Origin of the sequence: Pontibacter qinzhouensis (genome assembly GCF_008017455.1) — a bacterium.
Classification (GTDB): Bacteria; Bacteroidota; Bacteroidia; order Cytophagales; family Hymenobacteraceae; genus Pontibacter; species Pontibacter qinzhouensis.
This window is the reverse complement of record NZ_VRTY01000001.1, coordinates 114,844-133,691: the sequence shown is the minus strand read 5'-3', so window position 1 is coordinate 133,691 and position 18,848 is coordinate 114,844. Positions and strand designations below refer to the sequence as shown.

General features: G+C 47.2%; 17 protein-coding genes and 1 tRNA gene. 10 read left to right on the top strand and 8 right to left on the bottom strand.

The window, feature by feature from the left end; translation table 11 throughout:
* Positions 1-31 precede the first annotated feature (31 nt).
* The 6 genes from FVR03_RS00540 (at position 32) to coaE (ending at position 3,827) form a co-directional block, all read left to right on the top strand.
* Entirely contained in the window at positions 32-337 is a 306-nt protein-coding gene (locus FVR03_RS00540; protein ID WP_147919797.1) for a YtxH domain-containing protein, read from the top strand.
* Between the two features lie 3 nt (positions 338-340).
* Complete coding sequence (locus tag FVR03_RS00535) at positions 341-1,339, top strand: isocitrate/isopropylmalate dehydrogenase family protein (protein WP_147919796.1); 999 nt, start codon at positions 341-343, stop codon at positions 1,337-1,339.
* Positions 1,340-1,363: 24 nt separating this feature from the next.
* The gene (locus FVR03_RS00530) at positions 1,364-1,903 is read left to right on the top strand and encodes a DUF1573 domain-containing protein (protein WP_147919795.1); all 540 of its coding nucleotides are present in this window, start codon (positions 1,364-1,366) and stop codon (positions 1,901-1,903) included.
* 39 nt (positions 1,904-1,942) lie between these two features.
* Entirely contained in the window at positions 1,943-2,242 is a 300-nt protein-coding gene (yajC, locus tag FVR03_RS00525) for a preprotein translocase subunit YajC (RefSeq protein ID WP_147919794.1), read from the top strand.
* 108 nt (positions 2,243-2,350) lie between these two features.
* Positions 2,351-3,235 (top strand): YbbR-like domain-containing protein, encoded by an 885-nt coding sequence (locus tag FVR03_RS00520; protein WP_255473978.1) that lies wholly within the window; start codon positions 2,351-2,353, stop codon positions 3,233-3,235.
* Position 3,236: 1 nt separating this feature from the next.
* Complete coding sequence (gene coaE / locus FVR03_RS00515; protein ID WP_147919792.1) at positions 3,237-3,827, top strand: dephospho-CoA kinase; 591 nt, start codon at positions 3,237-3,239, stop codon at positions 3,825-3,827.
* Positions 3,828-4,330: 503 nt separating this feature from the next.
* Here the strand turns inward: coaE and FVR03_RS00510 are convergent.
* Positions 4,331-4,405, bottom strand: a tRNA-Val gene (locus FVR03_RS00510).
* A 185-nt stretch (positions 4,406-4,590) separates the two neighbouring features.
* On the opposite strand from FVR03_RS00510, the gene FVR03_RS00505 reads away from it, so the two are divergent.
* Complete coding sequence (locus FVR03_RS00505; protein WP_147919791.1) at positions 4,591-7,173, top strand: AsmA family protein; 2,583 nt, start codon at positions 4,591-4,593, stop codon at positions 7,171-7,173.
* Positions 7,174-7,729: 556 nt separating this feature from the next.
* Here FVR03_RS00505 and FVR03_RS00500 read toward each other — a convergent pair.
* On the bottom strand, positions 7,730-8,800 hold the full coding sequence (locus FVR03_RS00500) for an anhydro-N-acetylmuramic acid kinase (protein WP_147919790.1): 1,071 nt from the start codon (positions 8,798-8,800) through the stop codon (positions 7,730-7,732).
* Positions 8,801-8,923: 123 nt separating this feature from the next.
* Here FVR03_RS00500 and FVR03_RS00495 point away from each other — a divergent pair, with 123 nt between their 5' ends.
* Positions 8,924-9,220, top strand: a complete 297-nt coding sequence (locus FVR03_RS00495) for an ArsR/SmtB family transcription factor (RefSeq protein WP_255473977.1) — start codon at positions 8,924-8,926, stop codon at positions 9,218-9,220.
* Between the two features lie 152 nt (positions 9,221-9,372).
* On the opposite strand, the gene FVR03_RS00490 is transcribed toward FVR03_RS00495, so the two are convergent.
* From FVR03_RS00490 to hemA, 3 genes are all read right to left on the bottom strand, one after another.
* The gene (locus FVR03_RS00490) at positions 9,373-9,714 is read right to left on the bottom strand and encodes a DUF2752 domain-containing protein (protein WP_147919789.1); all 342 of its coding nucleotides are present in this window, start codon (positions 9,712-9,714) and stop codon (positions 9,373-9,375) included.
* Positions 9,715-9,727: 13 nt separating this feature from the next.
* Entirely contained in the window at positions 9,728-10,150 is a 423-nt protein-coding gene (locus tag FVR03_RS00485; RefSeq protein ID WP_147919788.1) for a TM2 domain-containing protein, read from the bottom strand.
* Between the two features lie 316 nt (positions 10,151-10,466).
* The gene (gene hemA, locus FVR03_RS00480; protein ID WP_147919787.1) at positions 10,467-11,747 is read right to left on the bottom strand and encodes a glutamyl-tRNA reductase; all 1,281 of its coding nucleotides are present in this window, start codon (positions 11,745-11,747) and stop codon (positions 10,467-10,469) included.
* A 114-nt stretch (positions 11,748-11,861) separates the two neighbouring features.
* On the opposite strand from hemA, the gene FVR03_RS00475 reads away from it, so the two are divergent.
* Together FVR03_RS00475 and FVR03_RS00470 are read left to right on the top strand one after the other, a co-directional pair.
* Complete coding sequence (locus FVR03_RS00475) at positions 11,862-13,037, top strand: sensor histidine kinase (protein ID WP_147919786.1); 1,176 nt, start codon at positions 11,862-11,864, stop codon at positions 13,035-13,037.
* Between the two features lie 441 nt (positions 13,038-13,478).
* Positions 13,479-14,429, top strand: a complete 951-nt coding sequence (locus FVR03_RS00470) for a GNAT family N-acetyltransferase (RefSeq protein ID WP_255473976.1) — start codon at positions 13,479-13,481, stop codon at positions 14,427-14,429.
* Between the two features lie 29 nt (positions 14,430-14,458).
* Here FVR03_RS00470 and FVR03_RS00465 read toward each other — a convergent pair whose 3' ends face one another.
* From FVR03_RS00465 to dusB, 3 genes are all read right to left on the bottom strand, one after another.
* Positions 14,459-16,450: a Na+/H+ antiporter NhaC family protein gene (locus FVR03_RS00465; RefSeq protein ID WP_147919785.1), complete on the bottom strand. Its 1,992-nt coding sequence runs from the start codon at positions 16,448-16,450 to the stop codon at positions 14,459-14,461.
* Positions 16,451-16,688: 238 nt separating this feature from the next.
* Positions 16,689-17,525: a DMT family transporter gene (locus FVR03_RS00460; protein ID WP_439651029.1), complete on the bottom strand. Its 837-nt coding sequence runs from the start codon at positions 17,523-17,525 to the stop codon at positions 16,689-16,691.
* A 336-nt stretch (positions 17,526-17,861) separates the two neighbouring features.
* Positions 17,862-18,845, bottom strand: a complete 984-nt coding sequence (gene dusB / locus FVR03_RS00455) for a tRNA dihydrouridine synthase DusB (protein ID WP_147919783.1) — start codon at positions 18,843-18,845, stop codon at positions 17,862-17,864.
* Positions 18,846-18,848 lie beyond the last annotated feature (3 nt).

The window sequence follows — 18,848 nt, the reverse complement described above, 5'->3', positions numbered from 1 at the left end:
CACGTACGCGACTATATAATTTGGAATAACTATGAGTAAGACGACAACAGCCTTAGTAGCCTTTGTGTCAGGTGCAGCCGTTGGCGCAGCAGTTGGCATTTTGTTTGCCCCCGAGAAAGGAATTGAAACCCGTAGCTGGTTCAGCTATCGCCTGGAGAAATACCGCGATAATCTTTCTGACCTGTTGGAGCAACTGATGCTGAACCGCGACATGATGCCATCTACTGCCAAATCGGAAGGACAGCGGGTAATACAGGATGCCAAAGAAAAGGCCGAAAAGCTATTAGGGGATGTAGACTCTCTGATCAACGAAATTAACAGTAGAAAAGAAATTTAAAGCATGACACAGATAACACTTATACCTGGCGATGGCATTGGACCTGAAATCACGGAAGCAGTAAAAGCAATTTTTAGTGCAGCCAATGTGCCGGTAACCTGGGAAGAAGAGAACGCTGGCCAGACAACTTTTGATGCGAAGGGTGAGCTATTGCCAGCCACACTCCTGGCATCGCTTGAGAAAAACAAAGTAGCCCTGAAAGGCCCTATTACCACACCGGTAGGCAAAGGCTTTAAAAGTATAAATGTGCAGCTCCGCCAGATGTACGACCTGTACGCGAACGTGCGGCCTGCCAAAACCACACCCGGCATAACTTCCCGTTTCGAGAACGTGAACCTGGTGCTTTTCCGTGAGAACACCGAAGGCCTTTACTCTGGCCTGGAGATTTTTGACGAGCGCCTGCAAATCGCTGACTCTATTTCGAGGGTAACGAAAATAGGTTGCGAAAAAATAGTTCGTGCCGCTTTTGAGTATGCCGACAGACACGGCTGCAAAAAAGTAACAGTAGCCCACAAAGCCAATATTCTGAAACATGCCGGTGCTATGCTGCTGAGTGTGTCTAAAGAAATCGCGAAGGATTACCCGAACATTCAGATGGAAGACAAGATCATCGACAACATGTGTATGCAGCTGGTTATGAAGCCAGAGCAGTTCGATGTGATCGTGACAACCAACCTGTTTGGCGACATCCTTTCTGACCTGTGCGCAGGTCTGGTAGGCGGCCTCGGTGTAGTGTCTGGTGCCAACATCGGCGACAATATGGCTATTTTTGAGGCAGTGCACGGCTCTGCCCCCGATATTGCCGGCAAAGGCCTGGCAAACCCTACAGCCCTGTTGCGCTCTGCTATTATGATGCTGCACCACATCGACCTGAAGGACTATGCTTACAAAATCGAAACCGCCCTCGATGCTACTTTAGCGCATAAAGAAGAGTGCACCGGCGACCTGGGCGGAAGTGCCAGCACAAAAGAGTTTACCCAGAATATTATTGCCAAACTTTAGGCAACCTAATAATCGACTATTATCATGAAAAAGAATCTGTTTTTTTCTTTAAGCCTGGCTGTTGCCCTACTGGCAACCAGCTGCGACCAAAGCAATACCGGCGATAACGCGACAGCCAGAGAGGCAACTGCCACTACCGAGCAGGCTCCTGCCACCATCGATAACCCGAACGTGGTTTCTTCTGAAAATGAAGCTGCCCCTTCAGGAAACGGAGCGGTTATAGCGTTTGAGGAGAAAGAGCATAACTTCGGCACCATTAAGCAGGGTGAAGTGGTAAACCATACCTTTAAGTTTACCAACACAGGTACTACCCCACTTGTTATTGAGAGCGCCTCTGCTACTTGTGGTTGCACCGTGCCACAGCCACCCAAAGACCCGATTGCACCAGGCCAGAGCGGCGAGATTAAGGTGCAGTTTAACAGTACTGGTAAGTCTGGTCAGCAGCAGCCTGTTATTACAGTACGGGCCAACACGGAGCCGAATATTGTGCAACTGTCGCTGAAAGGCACAGTGGAAGGCACTTATCCTACAGCCGGGGCTGAAGGTCCGATAAGACAAAATTAAACCTTAAATCCTGCGTTAAAGCACACTCATTTTATAAATATGCAAACTATATTTTTACAGGCAGCATCCGAGGGTTTCCCGGTGCAGCTGGTTATGTTCGGAGCCATTATTCTGGTAGCTTATTTTTTCATGATCCGCCCGCAGCAAAAGAAGGTGAAAGACCAGAAAAAATTCAGAGACGAACTTACCAAAGGTATGGACGTGATCACGATAGGTGGCTTGCACGGAAAGATAGTAGCAGTAGATACAGACACAGTATTGCTGGAAGTTGATAAAGGCATCCGCCTTACGTTTGACAAGGCCTCTATCTCGATGGAAGCCACAACCAAGGTGAAATAAACACTGCTAAAGTTGCCGTTTGAGAAACTTAAAAATATAGTTCTATGGGCCTTCAGGCCCTTTAGACCACAGACAAAGCAATACTGGAGAATAGTATTGCTTTGTTTTATGGCAGCCTCTACTTTCTGGCTGCTCAATGCCCTCAACAAAAGCTACTCTACCCAAACGACCTACCCCATCAGGTTTTTGTACCCTGAGTCGCGGCTGGTGCCTGTAAAGCCATTGCCAGAAGAGATTGTTATTAACGTAACCGGCAAAGGCTGGAAACTGCTTCGCAAGTCGCTGAAGGTAGATGTGAAACCTGCCGATATTCCGGTGCAGTCGCTGCCACGCAATAAGTATGTGCTGGGCTCCTCGCTGCGGCCTGCCCTCGTGAACTCATTAGATGGTCTGGTGCTGAACTTCGTAGTAACCGACACCATTTATTTCGACTTCGATGAGAGAATAAGGCGGCGCGTCGGGTTGAGCCTCGATCCGAAGCAAAAAATTACGGAAGACCGCTTTTCAGTTGTAGGCCCGGTAAATATTGAACCTGACTCCATCACATTTGTTGGCCCGTCTACGATGGTCAACAGCATTCCTGACCCGTTCCTGCTACGCCTGCCGGCTACACTAAGCGCTCCTGCTAAAGTAGAGGTACCTATTAACTTCGATAACAAGCCACTCGTAAAGGCCAATACCGCACAGGCCGTTATATCGGTAAACGTGAAGGGGCTTGTGCAGGAAGAGCGTCAGATAATTCCGGAGATAGTAAATGCACCCGTTGGCCGGACCTTGACCCTAAGGCCCTCGTTTGTGATGGTGCGCTACCAGCTGCTCGAAGACTCCGTGGCTATTATGAACCGCGATACGTTTCGGGCTGTGCTGGATTTCTCAAAATATAACCCCCGCGACTCCACACTGGTGCCAGAGCTAATTCAGAAGCCAACAGGCGCTCGGCGGGCAAGGCTATATCCAGAGCGTGTAAAAGCAGTTGTTGAAGTAGAACGGTAATATGCTGAAGATTGGAATAACGGGAGGCATTGGAGCCGGAAAGACAATTGTTTGCCAGATGTTTCAGGTTTTAGGTATTCCTGTGTACGACTCCGATGCCAGGGCCAAATGGGTGATGCAGCACGATGCCACACTGAAAGATAACCTGACAGCCGCTTTTGGTCCTGATGCCTATACACTAGCCGGCGATCTGAATCGGCCCTACATTTCCGGTCTTGTCTTTAATAACCCCGAGCGCCTGGCGCAGCTAAATGCTCTGGTTCACCCACGCGTTCGCATCGATTTTGAGCAGTGGGCTGCAGCTCAGACCAGTGCTCCCTATGTTCTGAAGGAAGCAGCCCTAATGTACGAGTCGCAGGCCTGGAAGCAGATGGACCAGATTATAACTGTATTTGCCCCGCTGGAAGTCCGGATGAAGCGCCTGCTGCACCGCGATGCACACCGTACGGAGGCAGACATAAGAGCCATTATAAGCAAGCAGCTAGACGAAGAAGAAAAATTAGCCCGAGCTGACCATATCATCTATAACGACGACCAACAACTCATCATACCACAGGTTGTGGCGCTACACCAGCAGTTTCTCTCTGCCTGATTACCCTGGGCCTTCCAATAGCCAAAAAGCCTTCGGAAGGCTTTTTTCATTAGAATAATTTAGTGGCTGGTGGTTGGTTGTTGAATTGTTAAATGGCTTCATGGTTAAATTGAAGAAAAGCAGGTTAAGACCTCGCAGCGTGCGCAGCTCCTGCGAGTGTCTGAGCCAAGCAGAAGAAAGGTTGAACATCGGTCTTGGAGAAGATCTAACCCTTAGGATCTAAAAGCCTTCCGAAGGCCATTTTCATTGGAATAATCTGCTGAGGTGCTAATTGATTTGGGAGATATGCAGATGGAGGTAAAAAAAATAATGTAAGAGAATCAACTTTCCGCTTTTACCTGACAAAGGAGCTAGCATCTTAAATGCTTAAGAAGAATAATAGCAGCGGCAGGTCGTTAAAAGATCAGGAAAGATAGAAGCTTTGGCAGGAGAAGAAGCAGAAAAGCTGTTGATACTGAGAAGGGTAGAAATAAAAAAAGGACAACTTTGCAGTTGTCCTTTTGTGGGGCGTACTGGATTCGAACCAGTGACCCCCTGCTTGTAAGGCAGGTGCTCTGAACCAGCTGAGCTAACACCCCGTTTTTTCTTTTTAGAGACCTTTTGTCCCCGTTTGATGATGCAAATATGGGGCATATTTTTGAAACTGCAAAACATTTGAAAAAAAAATGTAAAAATTTTTTTTGTGGCCTCAGGCCCCTTTGTACCCCTTTATTAAAATTGTACCTTTGGGTTTTTATAAGGTGCTTTAAACCTGATATTTCCATTGAAGAAAAGAGGCGTTGTTAAAAAAGTGCTATTCTATGCTGCCCTTATTTTGGTGGCAGTAGCAGGTATTGTATTTGGAGGTATCTATGCTTACCAGGATAAAATTATTGGTCTTTTTGTAACAGAGGCGAATAAACACATCCGCACAAAGGTAGAGGTAGAGAAAATTTCGCTGTCGCTTTTCGAAAAGTTTCCTCATGTGGCCGTTGCCCTCGATAGAGTGAATGTGCTGGAGAGCCTGCCGGAGAGTAAAGCCTCGCTGGGGCATGCCGAAAAGCTTTATTTTACCTTTAGCCTGTTTGACCTGGTGCGGGGCCGCTACAATTTGCGGCAGGTGTACGTAGAGAACGGCGAACTGCAGGTGCGGGTGCTAAAGTCCGGGGAAGTGAATTATGAAATTTTTAACCGCGATACCACCGCCACTGTTTCCTCTGACGACACTGAAAAACGCGACTTTTCTTTTAACCTCGAAAAAGTTAACCTGCACAAGGTTGGCTTCAGCTACACCGACGAGCGCCTGAACCATATTTACGAGGCCTACGCGCACCAAATGAACGCTTCGCTTACCCTGTCTTCCGAAACCATAGAAATGAAGACGGCAGGTAGTGCAAAGGTGAATATAATTGCGTTGGGCACGCGCGAGTATTTCAAAGAAAAGAATGTGGAGGTGCAAACCCTTCTGACAATAAACCGGCAGAACAAAATCATTGCCTTACAGCCCTCTGTTGTAACGATTGAGGAAGCCGCCTACCAGGTAGGTGGCACGATCGGGTACGGCGGCCCTACTGCGCTCGATCTGCAGTTGGAGGGGAAGAACACCAATGTGCAGTCGTTGCTGTCGCTGTTGCCGCAGGATGTAACCCGTGCCTACAGCCAGTACCGCAGCGAAGGCGACGTTTATTTTGAGGGCCGTATTCAGGGCGAAATGTCTGACAAGAAAACGCCTGAGATCTCCTTCAACTTTGGCTGCCGCAATGCTTCATTTTATCACCCTGATATAAAGCAGAAGGTAGAGAAGGTAAGTTTTGCAGGCACCTTCAGCAACGGTGCCAAACACAATGCCAGCACTTCGGTGCTGGAACTGAAAGATTTGAGCGGCAGGCTCAATGGCAGAGCTTTTTCGGGCAGCCTCAGCTACCAGAACTTCGATAACCCGACTATTGCCTTCGATGTGAAGGGGATGCTGGATGTAGGCTTTCTGCTGACGCTGGCGAAGCTTAGCGAGATAAAAGGCGGGAGTGGACTGGCAGATGTTAAACTGTCGTACAAGGGCAACCTAAGCGCCTTTAAAAAGAGCCCGGCCAGCGGTGCCGTTAACACAGCCGGAGAGGTTACGCTGCACCAGGTGTCGCTCTCGCTAAAAGAACTGCCGCTGCCCCTGACGAACCTGAGCGGCAACTTTATGTTTAAGCGCAGCGATGTGGCTGTATCCGATTTTAAAGGCAAGCTAGGTAAGTCCGACTTTGTGCTGAATGGCATGTTCCGGAACATTATTGCCTGGCTGCTGGTAGACAAGCAGCGGCTGCTCGTAGAGGCCAACTTCAATAGTAACCTCCTGGACCTTGACCAATTGCTAAGTGAAAAATTTAACACCCCGGAAGAGGCACGGACAGGAGGAGTGAGTGCCGTAACGACTGTTGCAGCGGCTCCTAAAAACGGGAGAGGCGGTAATTATAAATTTGTGGTGTCGCCATATGTTGCTTTCGACCTGAGCGCCAACATCCGCAACGTAAAATTCAGGCGGTTTAAAGGAGATAACATAAAAGGAAAGATAGAATTACGGAACAGAGTTATTTCTTCGCCCAATATTTCGTTCAACGCTATTGGCGGCAGCTTTGCGGTTCGTGGTGCTCTCGATGCCCGGCAGCGCGACCACCTGAAGGTTACCACCGAAACCCGCCTTACCAATATGCAGGTAGACAGCCTGTTTTACGTGTTCGAGAACTTTGGGCAGGACTTTGTGCAGGACCACCACCTGCGGGGCCGCCTGACGGCCAAAATAGCCTCAGAACTGTACTTCGATAGCCAGCTAAACTCCAAAACCGACCTGATGCAAGCCGAAATAGCCGCTACCGTGCGCGATGGGCAGCTCATTAACTTTGCTCCTATGCAGAAGATGTCGGTGTTTGTGAAGCGTGCTGAGCTGGCCAATATGCGGTTTTCGGAGCTGCACAACAACTTCTGGATTCAGAAGCGCACGATCTACATACCGGAAATGGATATTAGCTCCAACCTGTCTACAGTACCTATGGTGTCAGTTTCGGGCACCCACACTTTCGACCAGGATATGGACTACAAAATAAAGCTCCCGTTGCTGCAGAAGAAGCGCGCCGATAAAGACGCTGTGTATGGTGTAGTGGCTGCAGACCCTGATGCAGGCAGGAGCATGCTTTTTCTGAGGTTAAAAGGTAAGGAAGATAACTTTAAAATAAGCTACGACGAAGAGCGGGTGCGCGAGAAAATAAAGACAGACATAAAGCAGGAGGGGCAAAAGCTCCGCGAAATCTTTAAGAGTAAAAAGGCACAGCAACAAGAGGAAAAAAAGGTGGAACTGCAGGAAGGCGAATATTTCGATTTTTAAGTTACAACCCGGGCAAGCTTTCTACTAGTTGTATATAGAGAAATCGATATGTAGCCTTTACCAAGCATTTCTTCCGTTTCACCTGATGTTATTATCCAAAAGTTAAATAAATAGGTTTCTCTTATAACAAGTGAAATGATATCCCGTTAAAAATTCAAAACAGGTAAAGAAATCAGTTAGATGTTCCTGACTTGCATCATCTTACAGAGAGGTGGCAGGTGCAGAGATTTAAAGAGAGAAAAGGATAGAATATAAAATATAAGGGTGAAAAAAAGAGCCGGAGCTTCTCCGGCTCTTTTGTGTGTTATAGGTTCTAAAAGAAATTATTCAAATGAAATTGCCCTCCAGAAAGAATTTAAAGCTTTTTTAGTCAAGGGTAGGGAGTTTTGAATTAAACGTTATAAGTTTTCAGACTTTCACTTTTGCAGCTTTTTTAGCTTCAAACGTCACATCTCAAATACAATCTGAAACTAATTACCAGCTTTTAACCAAATTATTCGAATAAAAATGGCCTCCAGAAGGTATTAAGGGTTTTTATTGCTCAGGGTTGCAGGCGTTACCGAAAATAAATGGCGCCACCTATAGAATCTGTGGCAGCACCGGTTACTGTTCTGCGGCAGTTTGGCTGCTCCTGCCAGCGCAGTACCCCCAGAAAAGCAAATATCAGCGCCTCTTTATAAGACACTACCTCTGGTGCAGGCACCACAACCAAGTACCTGTCGCCCAGGTGCTGCTGGAGGAGCGTAACCAGGTATTTGTTAAAAGCGCCACCACCTGTTACTAAGATCTTCTGCCGCCGCTGGTGCAGCACGGGCAATGCCAGTTTAATCTGGGTGGCAATGTGGTGGCAACTCGTATGAAGCTTGTCGGCAAGTGGAATGGCCGCTGCCTGAAGTGTGGCCAAACTGTTTTCAAGCACCCACTCTTTGCCCAACGATTTTGGGTATGGCGCCGAAAAGTAAGCAGGGGCATTCAGTTGCTCGAGCAACTCCTGGTGCAGTTTTCCTGATGCTGCCATGCGGCCGTCTTCGTCGTAAGCCAGTCCGGCTTCGTTTGCCAACGCGTTCAGCAGCATGTTGCAGGCGCTTATATCGAAGGCCAGCCGCTGCCCGTTATAAGAAAAAGACACATTGGAGATGCCACCCAGGTTCAGGCAAAAATCATATTCCGGGAAAAGTAGCTCATCTCCGGTAGGTACAAGCGGTGCGCCCTGTCCTCCCAGCGCTATGTCGAGGGTGCGGAAATCGCAGACAACCGGCAGGCCCGCATGCGCTGCCAGGTAGGCTCCATGGCCCAATTGCAGCGATACATGCTGATCTGGCTGGTGAAAGATAGTATGGCCGTGTGAGGCCACAAAATCTGCCTTAATTTTATGCTGTTCCACAAACACCTTTACCTGTTGGCCAAGGTGCTTGCCGTATTCATGGTCAAGTGCAATTAATTTTCGGCCAGTGCAGGTTTCGCAATCACGGAGGGAGTCAATCCAATAATCATCATATAGTAATGTAGTAGCATTAAGTATATTATATATCCAATTCTGGTTTTCGTACGTAAACCTACAAAGTACTATGTCAAGTCCGTCGAGAGAAGTGCCTGACATTAGCCCGATTACATTATATGAGTTCATAAAATAATTGAAATGCTTTAACCGGCGTATAGCCAAATATTGTAAGTGCCGTATAAATGTGACAAGGAATGTTAAATGTATGTAGAAACTGTTTAGGTATTATTTTAAATTATGAAAAGTTTGTTGTCTAGAATTGAATCTAAGAAAATAGATAAAGCGGCTGCCATGCTGAAAGTGCTGGCACACCCGAAAAGATTAGCGATTGTAGATCTGCTGGGGAAGGAGGAGAAAATGACGGTTACAGAGATTTACAAGTATCTGGATCTGCCTCAGGCAATTGCTTCTCAGCACCTTATAACGCTAAAAGACAAAGGTGTTTTATCTTCTTTCAAAGTCGGAACGAAGATTTACTACTCCCTCTCGATTCCTAAATTAATAGATGTAATCGATTGTCTGGAAGAATGCTGCATAGATATTTAAGAAAATATGGATTGTAGTTGGCCCAAACGTTTAAAAGTTACTCAAAGTTAAAAGGCTCCCCGAAGTACAGATATCACTTCAGGGAGCCTTTTAACTTTTTCTTTTACTAAGAAAATATAGCCGTTTACTTAATTTTAAGGGTTTGCACTGCCTTAAGCTTCAGCTCTTTTCTTTTCTAAGGTTAGTTGCGCGTGGTGCCGTCTGTAAATAAGAAATTCCTGGTAAATTGTTTGGCCCCACAGATAAATGAGTACAGGTAACACTATAACAGAAAGCTTGTTGTAAGTCAGCGCTGTGGCAAAATCGAAATGAATTAAGTGCATGATGGCTCTCGTCATGCCGCAGCCATGGCATTCAGTATCAGCCAGCAATACACTCAGGCACATCGACTGACCCTCATCAAAAAAAGAAGCAGGCAGGCAGAGTAGCAGAAGCGGTAAGCAAATTAAGCCAAACAGCTTGCCATAATTCCAATACACCCGATACTGCTTCATTCGTTATATTATATTATAGCTTTTCTGTGTAATCACCATCTTTGGGTTTCAGGTCTCCAATGGCAATTCGGATTAAGTCTATAAGCGACCAGATGCCACAGCCACCCAAGGTTAAGATTTGGGCAATGCCGATACCAACATACCCCAGGTAAAAACGGTGTATGCCAATAACACCAACAAAAATAGCCAGTAAAAGTGCCACTAACTGACTTTTGCCCGAGCTGCTTTGTCTCTTTTCTTTAGCTACTTTCTTGATTTCCTTTTTTAGTTCCTTTTTGCTTAAACCAGCGGCGGCTTCTGTAATACTTGTTTTTGCTGCAAGGTCAGGCGCTACTTTAGAGATTTTAGGAGCAATGGCGATAGGCTTGTTTTCAACTGATGCCAAGACCGTTGCTGCATCAGTAGTTTCTGGTTGTGGAGCTTCTTCGCTGATCATAGATTCAGCAGTAACAACCAGGGCAAGTTCCTGGTTAGCTTCGGGAGCTACATCCTTTTTAGGGTTAGTTTTAATTGCCGCACTCTCTGGCTGAAAGGAAAAATAACGGGCCTGGTTGGTACATGCGCCTAAGCAGAAAACTGCCATAAGACTGAACAAGAATAAATGTTTTTTCATTTTAAATAAGTTTGTTGACTTTTAAAGATAATAATATCTATTAAAATATGCACTTATTTTAATATTTCATAATCAACAAAAAAAGGAGTGGCTCTAAACAGAACCACTCCTTTTTGTTTTAATAGTAAGTTTGCTGCAATTACAACGTGTGCGAAGTATCTACCGACTTATTTTCCAGATCGAACAGGTCGTTCAGCACATCAATTAATGTTTCGGCTTCGCCACGCTTGCAGGCTGCTTTTAGCTGTAGCACCGGCAGTTTTATTATTTTCTGCATCATCGACTTGGTAATGTTGTCGAGGCGCTTGGTTTCTTCCGGGCTCAGTTTTTTCAGGTAACGCGCCATTTCCTCCTGCCGGATGCTCTCCAGGGCGTTCTTCAACTTGTTGATTGTAGGCGACACTACCATCTCCTTCGACCAGTCGTTAAACTGCTCAATAGACTCCAGAATAATCTCCTTTACCTTAGGAACCGAGTTAATACGCTGCTGCAGTGCCTCAGAAGCTTTGTTCTGAATAATATCGATGTTGTAAACCAGCACGCCCGGAATACTTTCTACTTCTGCCTCCACGCTACGTGGCACCGACAAGTCTATAAAAAACTTATAGGTAAGTACGTTCAGGCGCTTAATCATTTCTTTTGTAAAGAAAGGCATTTCGCGGGCTACAGATGAGATAATAACATCGGCCTCTTTCAAGCCTTGCACTATTTCTTCGAACGGCAGTACCTCCATCTCGCACTCTTCAGCCAGTATTTTAGCTTTGCTCAGGGTACGGTTCGTTATTTTTACATTTTTAAAACCTTTGTCTTTCAGGTTGCGGCAAACATCTGCGCCAATCTCGCCCAGGCCAACAACTAAAATAGCAGGTTCTGTAATTTCTGCTGTCAGGTCCTCGATCAGTTCAATGGCAGCATAAGAGGTAGAGGCAGCACCATCGCGGAAGGCAGTTTCCTGCACCACACGCTTGTTGGTAAAGAAGATCGTATGCATCAGGCGGTGCAGAAAAGGGCCTGCCGTTTCGTTGTCGGCTGCCCACTGGTAAGCCTGCTTTACCTGGTTGGTAATCTGCATGTCACCCACCACCTGCGACTCCAGCCCCATCGAAACCTCGAACAGGTGCTGCACGGCATCGTCGTGTTCGTTCAGTATGGTAAAATAATCGAAATATTTGCTGATGTTCTCGATGCCCTTGGTAATGCCCAGCAGCTTTACAATCTCGGTGCTGTAATCTGCATCGGAGTTGTAATAAACTTCGGTGCGGTTGCAGGTAGAGAGCACCAGAATATCGGAGGCCTGAATAAAGCCTTTGAGTGTTTGGAGGTATTGCCTACACGATATCTCATCTAATGCAATCAGTTCCCTGATGTCCAGCGGTGCTTTCTTGTAAGAGAGGCTGATTGCTTTGAAATTCTGAAGCATAGTTATGAGGTAAATACTAGAACGCAAATTTACGCCCTGATTTTTTAAAATGAAAGTTACTTGCCCTTAATAAATAATTTATACTAATTTCAGATAATTTTCGTCTTACTCTGCATGATACTTATCTATTCTCAGAAGAACAGGATAAAGCTCCTGGTTGTTGTTATTGCCCTCATTATTGGTGCTGCTACCATTACCTATACCAACATACTAGTAAGTAAATTGTCTGAAAGTGAGCGCGAACTGGTGCAGCTGTATGCCAAAGGCCTGCGCTACATGATCAATGCCCCCAGCGACGATAATATTGTGTTCATAGAGCAGGAAATACTATCTTCCAATCATACAGTGCCCGTTATTCTTACAGACGAATATGAGAATATTCTAGATACAAAGAACATTAATTTTCCGGAAAACATTTCAGAGGCCAGAAAAAATCAGCTGTTGCAGCGCCAGATCCTGAAAATGAAGGAGCAGCACGACCCGATTGTGGTGCCCTGGGCAGAAGGCTCGGTTAATTACGTTTTTTATAAAGATTCTGATTTGCTCTCGCAGCTCCGCTATTACCCTTATGTGCAGTTGGTGGTTATCGCCTGCTTCGCCCTGATTGCTTATTTTGCCTTCAGCTACTCCCGCAGGGCCGAGCAGAACCGGGTGTGGGTAGGGCTCGCCAAAGAAACCGCGCACCAGCTGGGCACGCCGCTCTCCTCGCTTATGGCCTGGTACGAGTACATGAAAACCAGCCCCAAGTTCGAAAATGAACCCATTGTAGCAGAGCTCTGGAAAGACATCAGGCGCCTGGAGGTTATTACAGAGCGTTTCTCTAACATCGGTTCTGTGCCATTGCTCCGCGACGAGAACATACTACAGGTAACGCACAATGCCATTAACTACCTGCAGAACCGCATTTCGAGCAAAGTGGCCTTTAGCATAGAGGCAGATTTTCCGCCAGAAATAACAGCTAAGGTTAATGTGCCGCTTTTTGATTGGGTAATAGAGAACATCTGCAAAAATGCCGTAGATGCCATGGAAGGCAGAGGCAGCATAACCCTGCAACTCTCGCTGCTCGGCAAAAGCTACATCGCCCTCGATATTACCGATACCGGCAAAGGCATCCCCAAAAGCAAGATCGACTCGGTGTTTCTGCCCGGCTACACCACCAAAAAGCGAGGCTGGGGCTTGGGTTTGGCCCTCGCCAAACGCATCATCGATAACTATCACGAAGGAAAACTTACCGTAAAGTCCTCTGAAATAGGCAAAGGCACCACTTTCCGGATTGTGCTGAACAGGTGATTTTCTGAGTTAGAAAGTTGGAGAGGTTAAAGTTAGAAAGTTTAGGAGCTTGAGCAGCTTTGACCCTTGACCAGATTTAGCTTAATAATCTTCTGGAGTCCATTTTCATTCGAATAATTGGTTGCGTATATGCTAATGGTTTAATGTGTTAATGTATTTGTAGATTTAAAGCTATTGCCGGTAAGACCTCGCAGTGTGCGCAGCTCCTGCGAGTGTCTGATAGAACCAGACCCTAAGCGAAAAAAAGCCTAAAAGTCTTCGGAAGGCTATTTTCATTAGAATAATTTGGAAGCTGATTTTTAAATGGTTTAATGGCTAAATGATTGATGTGATAAATTGTTTGAAGGCTTTCAAATTTCAAGATTTAGGGATTCAAACAAAAATCTAGCATCTAAAGTCTAACATCTAAAGAAGGTATCTAAAGTCTAACATCTAAAGAAGGTGGGTTCAGCAGCAACAGTACATATAGAACGATATAGCCCGGAGCATAAAGCTGCCTGGGATGCTTTTGTATCTTCCTCTAAAAACGGCACGTTTCTGTTACAGCGAAACTACATGGAGTACCATGCAGACAGGTTTGAGGACCACTCGCTGCTGTTCTTCCATAAAGGTAAGTTGGTGGCGCTGCTGCCTGCCAATGTGGCTGGCGATACCATCTACTCCCATGGCGGTTTAACGTATGGTAGTATTATTAGCGGCAGCAGCATGAAAGTGCCGCTGATGCTGGAGGTGTTCGAGGCATTGCTTTCCTACTTCAGAGAGAAAGGGTCCAGAAGGTTAATCTACAAAGCAATTCCGCACATTTACCATCAGTTGCCAGCTGAGGAAGATCTGTATGCGCTGTTCCGGCACCAGGCCGCGCTTTACCGGCGCGATGTAAGTTCGGTTATTGAGTTGCAGGAGCAACCAGGCTACTCCAGAACCAGGAGGTGGCAAATAACAAAAGCCGAAAAAACAGGTGTTTTAGTTGCTCCCTCCGCTGATCTCGAGACGTTCATGCAAATGGAGCAGGAACTACTGGAAAGCAAGTATCAAACAACCCCTGTGCACTCAGCAGCCGAGCTTCAGAAACTAGTCTCTCTTTTCCCTGATAACATAAAGTTGTTTGTTGCGATGCACCAAGGAGCTATGGTAGCAGGGGTAGTAGTATACGAAACAGCGCAAGTAGCGCATTGCCAGTACATTGCCACCACTGCAGCAGGCCGTGCCGCTTATGCCTTAGATGCTCTTATACACGAACTGCTTACGCAAGTGTATCCACACAAAAAATACTTCAGCTTCGGCATCTCTACAGAGCAGCAGGGGCAGTACCTGAACGAAGGCCTTATTGCGAACAAAGAAAGCTATGGTGCCCGGGCAGTGGTGCAGGACTTTTATGAACTAACGCTGTAGTTTTCTGCAGAAGCACTTCCACATCACTGTCAAAACAGCTTCCCTTGCCGGGTGGGTGGCGCAGCCTCCACCTTTGTTCCCAGAAATCGGATAATGAGCCAGAGCACACCCGCCCCGATCAGGTATACCAGGAACCAGTTTACGCCCCAGCTCGAGAGATTGGTGCAGATAAGATTAGCCACCAAAGCCACAGTTATGGCATAAGGCATCTGGGTTTTTACGTGGTCGATGTGGTTGCAACCGGAGGCAAGGGAGCTGAGAATAGTGGTATCGGAAATAGGGGAGCAGTGGTCGCCGAACACGGAGCCAGCTAACACCACCGAAATTATGTTATAAATAATAGGCATTGTTTCTTCCTGCGACATGCCCAACTGCTGGCACACATACCAGGCGGCTGGCAGCATAAGCGGGTACAGAATAGCCATTGTGCCCCAGCTGGAGCCAGTAGAAAAAGCAATTATGGCTGCCAGAAAAAAGGTGATCTCTGGCAGAAACCGTGGCGACACATTGCCTGAGAAAAGGGAGGTGAGGTACTCGGCTGTATAAAGCTCTTTTGTAACCGATGCCAGCGACCAGGCCAGCACCAGAATAAGAATAGCCGGTAGCATCGATTTAAAACCAGTTACCAACGATTCCATGGTTTCATACAGGCTCATAATGCGCTGGCTGATGGTTAATATTATGGCTGCCAGCACCCCCGATAAAGAGGCCCATATAAGAGCAACATAAGAGTTGGAGTCTCCGATGGTAACTGAAAGCTTCCGGAAAAAGCTAAGAGAAGTATCTTCCCAAACGGCAGGGTTAAAGCCTGTGTACAGTAAGCCCACTATGGTTCCGAATATAACGATGAGCACAGGCAACAGTGCATTAACAGCTCTGCTACGGCTTGGGTCCACAGGAGCAAACTCAGCCATCTCCTGCTGCTGTTTTTCCTCCGATTTTTCGTTTATGCGAATAGCACTTACCGCACCTGTAGTACGCGCCCGGGTCTCTGCTTTGTGCATCAATCCAAAGTCGCGGTTCATGAGGATCAGCATCAGCATAAACACCAGCGTGAGCACAGGGTAATAGGCATATTGCAACGAATTGAAGAACAAAGAATACGCTCCCTCCTGAATACCCAAGCTACTGGCAGCATCTTTTATATAACCCAGTTCGGCTCCGACCCAGGTTGTTACAAATGCGATGGCTGCCACTGGCGCAGCCGTGCTGTCTACGATATAAGCCAGTTTTTCGCGGGAAACCAGGTGTTTGTCTGTTACTGGTCGCATGGTGTTGCCCACGATCAGGGTGTTGGCATAATCATCAAAAAAGATGGCTAGTCCCAGGCCCCAGGTCACCACCTGCGAGCTTTTGGCAGACCTGGCATAGCCAGAAAGCAGGTTTACCACACCCGCCATGCCGCCATTCTTCGAGATAATGGCCACCATGCCGCCTATCAGCATCGAAAACAGAATAACAGACACGTGATCGGTATCGGTGAGTGCGCCTACTAAATAAGTGTCGGCCACAGCGAGCAGGCCGGTAAACATCGATTTAAAAGAAAGGCCATAAATAACAAAGCTTCCTACCCAAATACCGGCAAACAGCGCCAGCAGTACTTCCCGGAAAATAAGCGCCAGCACAATGGCCAGGAGCGGCGGCAGAATAGAGACCCACATCGGGAATTCTCTTACCCCGTGCTCAGAATCGGCATTAGGTTGGTAGAGGCGGGCAATGGTGCGCGTGTCCAGGTTGGCAGTAACCTGGATAAGGTTGGCAGGGGCTGCCAGTGAGAGTACTGCCTCGCCCTCGGTGAAGCTGGTTTCCTGCAATGACCCGTTTATGCGTAGTGGCAGCGGACCGTTATATTTTACAAGGTTTCCGGTTTCGGTGGTGGTGCGCAACATAAAGGCCGTATCGTTTACGGCCTGCAGTTTAAGCTCAGCAATGGCAGTCTTTTTGTTTTCTTCCTGTGAAAAGACCTGAGAAGCAGTTAAAAGAATTAACAAGAAGCTAAGAACTGTCCGGAATAACGTCATTTAACAGGATAGATAAGTTTTTAACTCCACAAATAAGTAAATAATATGCGTAAACGAAAATATACTGCTGCCAGATAGGTCGTTTTCGATAAACTCCATAAAAACTGCCCGGCATTTTTTGTAACCTGGCATGAGCATAGCCAAAAAGGTGCCGTTGCAGGAGGTGTAGGAGGCTGAAGTACCACCAGAAATAGAAATAAGCAATGCCGTGAGTTGTGGTGCTGCTAAGCACGCATTTTTACCTGGCCCTGTTCACAATAAAAACGCCTGCCAGAATAACCACCATGCCCAGGTAGTGCCAGGTCTGAATGGTTTCGCCATCGAGCACGCCCCACATGAGCGCCACAATCGGGATGAGGTAGTTGATGGTGCTGGCGAAAACGGGCGTGGAGATATGGATGAGCTTGTTGAGCAGAATCAGGCCGATGGCGGTGCTGAAAACTGCCAGCAGGGCAATATATAGCAAGGCTTCCCAGGCTCCTTCGGTAACCTGCAGTTTGTGAAAGGCATCTGTTGTGCCCAGGTAAACAGCTGCCAAAGGTCCCACTGTCAGCAAAGCCATACTCGACATCACGACCGGGTGTATGCCCTGCAACCTGAACTTGATGATGTTGGCGCTGCCGCCATAGCAGATGGTGGCGATTACAATAAAAAGCCCATAAAAGGCATTGCTCGTTTCGGCATTTCCGTTTCCGGTAAAAATGAGCATGGCGGTGCCTGCTATGCCCACTAAAATGCCTGCCATACGCAGCCAGGTAATGCGCTGCCGGAAAAGGGCTGCACCAATCAAAAGAGTAAACAGGGCCGTGAGCGAATTGAGCACACCTGCCAGTCCGCTTGCCAGCTCAGTTTCGGCATAAGCAAACAGAAACGCCGGGAACAGATTGCCCAGCAGCCCGCTCAGCAGCAGGAACTTCCAGCGGTCGGGCGCTATTTTGCGCAGGTTGGCAATGGCAAAGGGCAGCAGCGAAAGGCAGGCAATGACAATGCGTAAGGCTCCCAGCTCATCGGAGGCAAAAACGACAAGTCCTTTTTTTATCAGAATAAAAGAAGTGCCCCAGATAAAGGTGAGCACGATAATCAGCAGCCAGGTAAGTACCGGAACGGCAGTTTTGACTTGTGCGGGAGGAATAGTTGTTTTGATGGTGTTTAGTTAATTGATGGTTGCTGATTGTTGGTTGTTATTAAGAAATGTAAAAGCTGCGTTGCGCCTTCAAATCAACAATCAAATTATTCGAATGAAAATGCCCTTCGGAGACCTTTACAACCATTTCTATGCCAAGGGTCGAAACCTTTTCATGCAAATGCAGGGCACCGGTAACAGATCAGGTGCTGCCAGCGCCCTGGAGTCTAAAAGGCTAAAAAACCTTTTGGAGGACATTTTTATTCAAATAATTTATAAAAAGGTTTATTAAACGAAACTCATGGTCTGGGCAATCTCCTCCAGCGTATCGTAAATTTCGTTTATGTCTTCGGACTGCACCAGGCGCATGCGCAGCGGCTTAAAGTGCGACAACCCCCTGAAGTAGTTGGTGTAGTGGCGGCGCATTTCAAAAATGCCAAGTTTTTCGCCTTTCCACTCCAGCGAGTGCGTAAAGTGCTGGCGGCAAACAGCTACGCGCTCCTCCAGGGTTGGCCCCGGCAGTTGTTCCCCGGTTGCCATGTAGTGCTTTATCTCGTTAAAAATCCAGGGGTAGCCAATAGAGGCCCGGCCGATCATGATGCCATCCACACCGTAGCGGTTGCGGTACTCTAGTGCTTTTTCAGGTGTGTCGATGTCGCCGTTGCCAAAGATCGGGATCTTCATGCGGGGGTTGTTCTTAACTTCGGCTATCAGACTCCAGTCGGCTTCGCCTTTGTACATCTGCACACGGGTGCGGCCGTGTATGCTCAGGGCTTTAATGCCGATATCCTGCAGGCGCTCGGCTGTTTCTACAATGTTTTTGGTGTTATCGTCCCAGCCGAGGCGTGTTTTTACCGTTACCGGCAGGTGCGTGGCCTTCACGATTTCGGAAGTCATCTGCACCATTTTCGGGATGTCGCGGAGCAGGGCGGCTCCGGCACCTTTGCAGGCCACATTTTTTACAGGGCAACCGTAATTTATATCAATCAGGTCGGGGCCTGCCTGTGTCGATACAATGGCGGCTTCGCGCATCGAATCTATCTCAGAGCCGAAAATCTGGATGCCGATCGGGCGCTCATAATCGAAAATGTCGAGCTTCTGCAGACTTTTGGCTGCATCCCGGATCAAACCCTCCGACGAGATAAATTCCGTATACATCAAATCAGCGCCATTTGCTTTGCACACCTTCCGGAACGGCGGATCGCTTACGTCTTCCATAGGTGCCAGCAGCAGCGGAAACTCGCCAAGTTCTATGTTCGCTATCTTTACCAAAGC

What these genes read in the sequence shown, in the direction of transcription:
- FVR03_RS00540 (WP_147919797.1), top strand. Translation starts at nt 32, where the DNA reads ATGAGTAAGACGACAACAGCCTTAGTAGCCTTTGTGTCAGGTGCAGCC.
- FVR03_RS00535 (WP_147919796.1), top strand. Translation starts at nt 341, where the DNA reads ATGACACAGATAACACTTATACCTGGCGATGGCATTGGACCTGAAATC.
- FVR03_RS00530 (WP_147919795.1), top strand. Translation starts at nt 1,364, where the DNA reads ATGAAAAAGAATCTGTTTTTTTCTTTAAGCCTGGCTGTTGCCCTACTG.
- yajC (WP_147919794.1), top strand. Translation starts at nt 1,943, where the DNA reads ATGCAAACTATATTTTTACAGGCAGCATCCGAGGGTTTCCCGGTGCAG.
- FVR03_RS00520 (WP_255473978.1), top strand. Translation starts at nt 2,351, where the DNA reads ATGGCAGCCTCTACTTTCTGGCTGCTCAATGCCCTCAACAAAAGCTAC.
- coaE (WP_147919792.1), top strand. Translation starts at nt 3,237, where the DNA reads ATGCTGAAGATTGGAATAACGGGAGGCATTGGAGCCGGAAAGACAATT.
- FVR03_RS00500 (WP_147919790.1), bottom strand. Translation starts at nt 8,800, where the DNA reads ATGAACTCATATAATGTAATCGGGCTAATGTCAGGCACTTCTCTCGAC.
- FVR03_RS00490 (WP_147919789.1), bottom strand. Translation starts at nt 9,714, where the DNA reads ATGAAGCAGTATCGGGTGTATTGGAATTATGGCAAGCTGTTTGGCTTA.
- FVR03_RS00485 (WP_147919788.1), bottom strand. Translation starts at nt 10,150, where the DNA reads ATGATCAGCGAAGAAGCTCCACAACCAGAAACTACTGATGCAGCAACG.
- hemA (WP_147919787.1), bottom strand. Translation starts at nt 11,747, where the DNA reads ATGCTTCAGAATTTCAAAGCAATCAGCCTCTCTTACAAGAAAGCACCG.
- FVR03_RS00475 (WP_147919786.1), top strand. Translation starts at nt 11,862, where the DNA reads ATGATACTTATCTATTCTCAGAAGAACAGGATAAAGCTCCTGGTTGTT.
- FVR03_RS00465 (WP_147919785.1), bottom strand. Translation starts at nt 16,450, where the DNA reads ATGACGTTATTCCGGACAGTTCTTAGCTTCTTGTTAATTCTTTTAACT.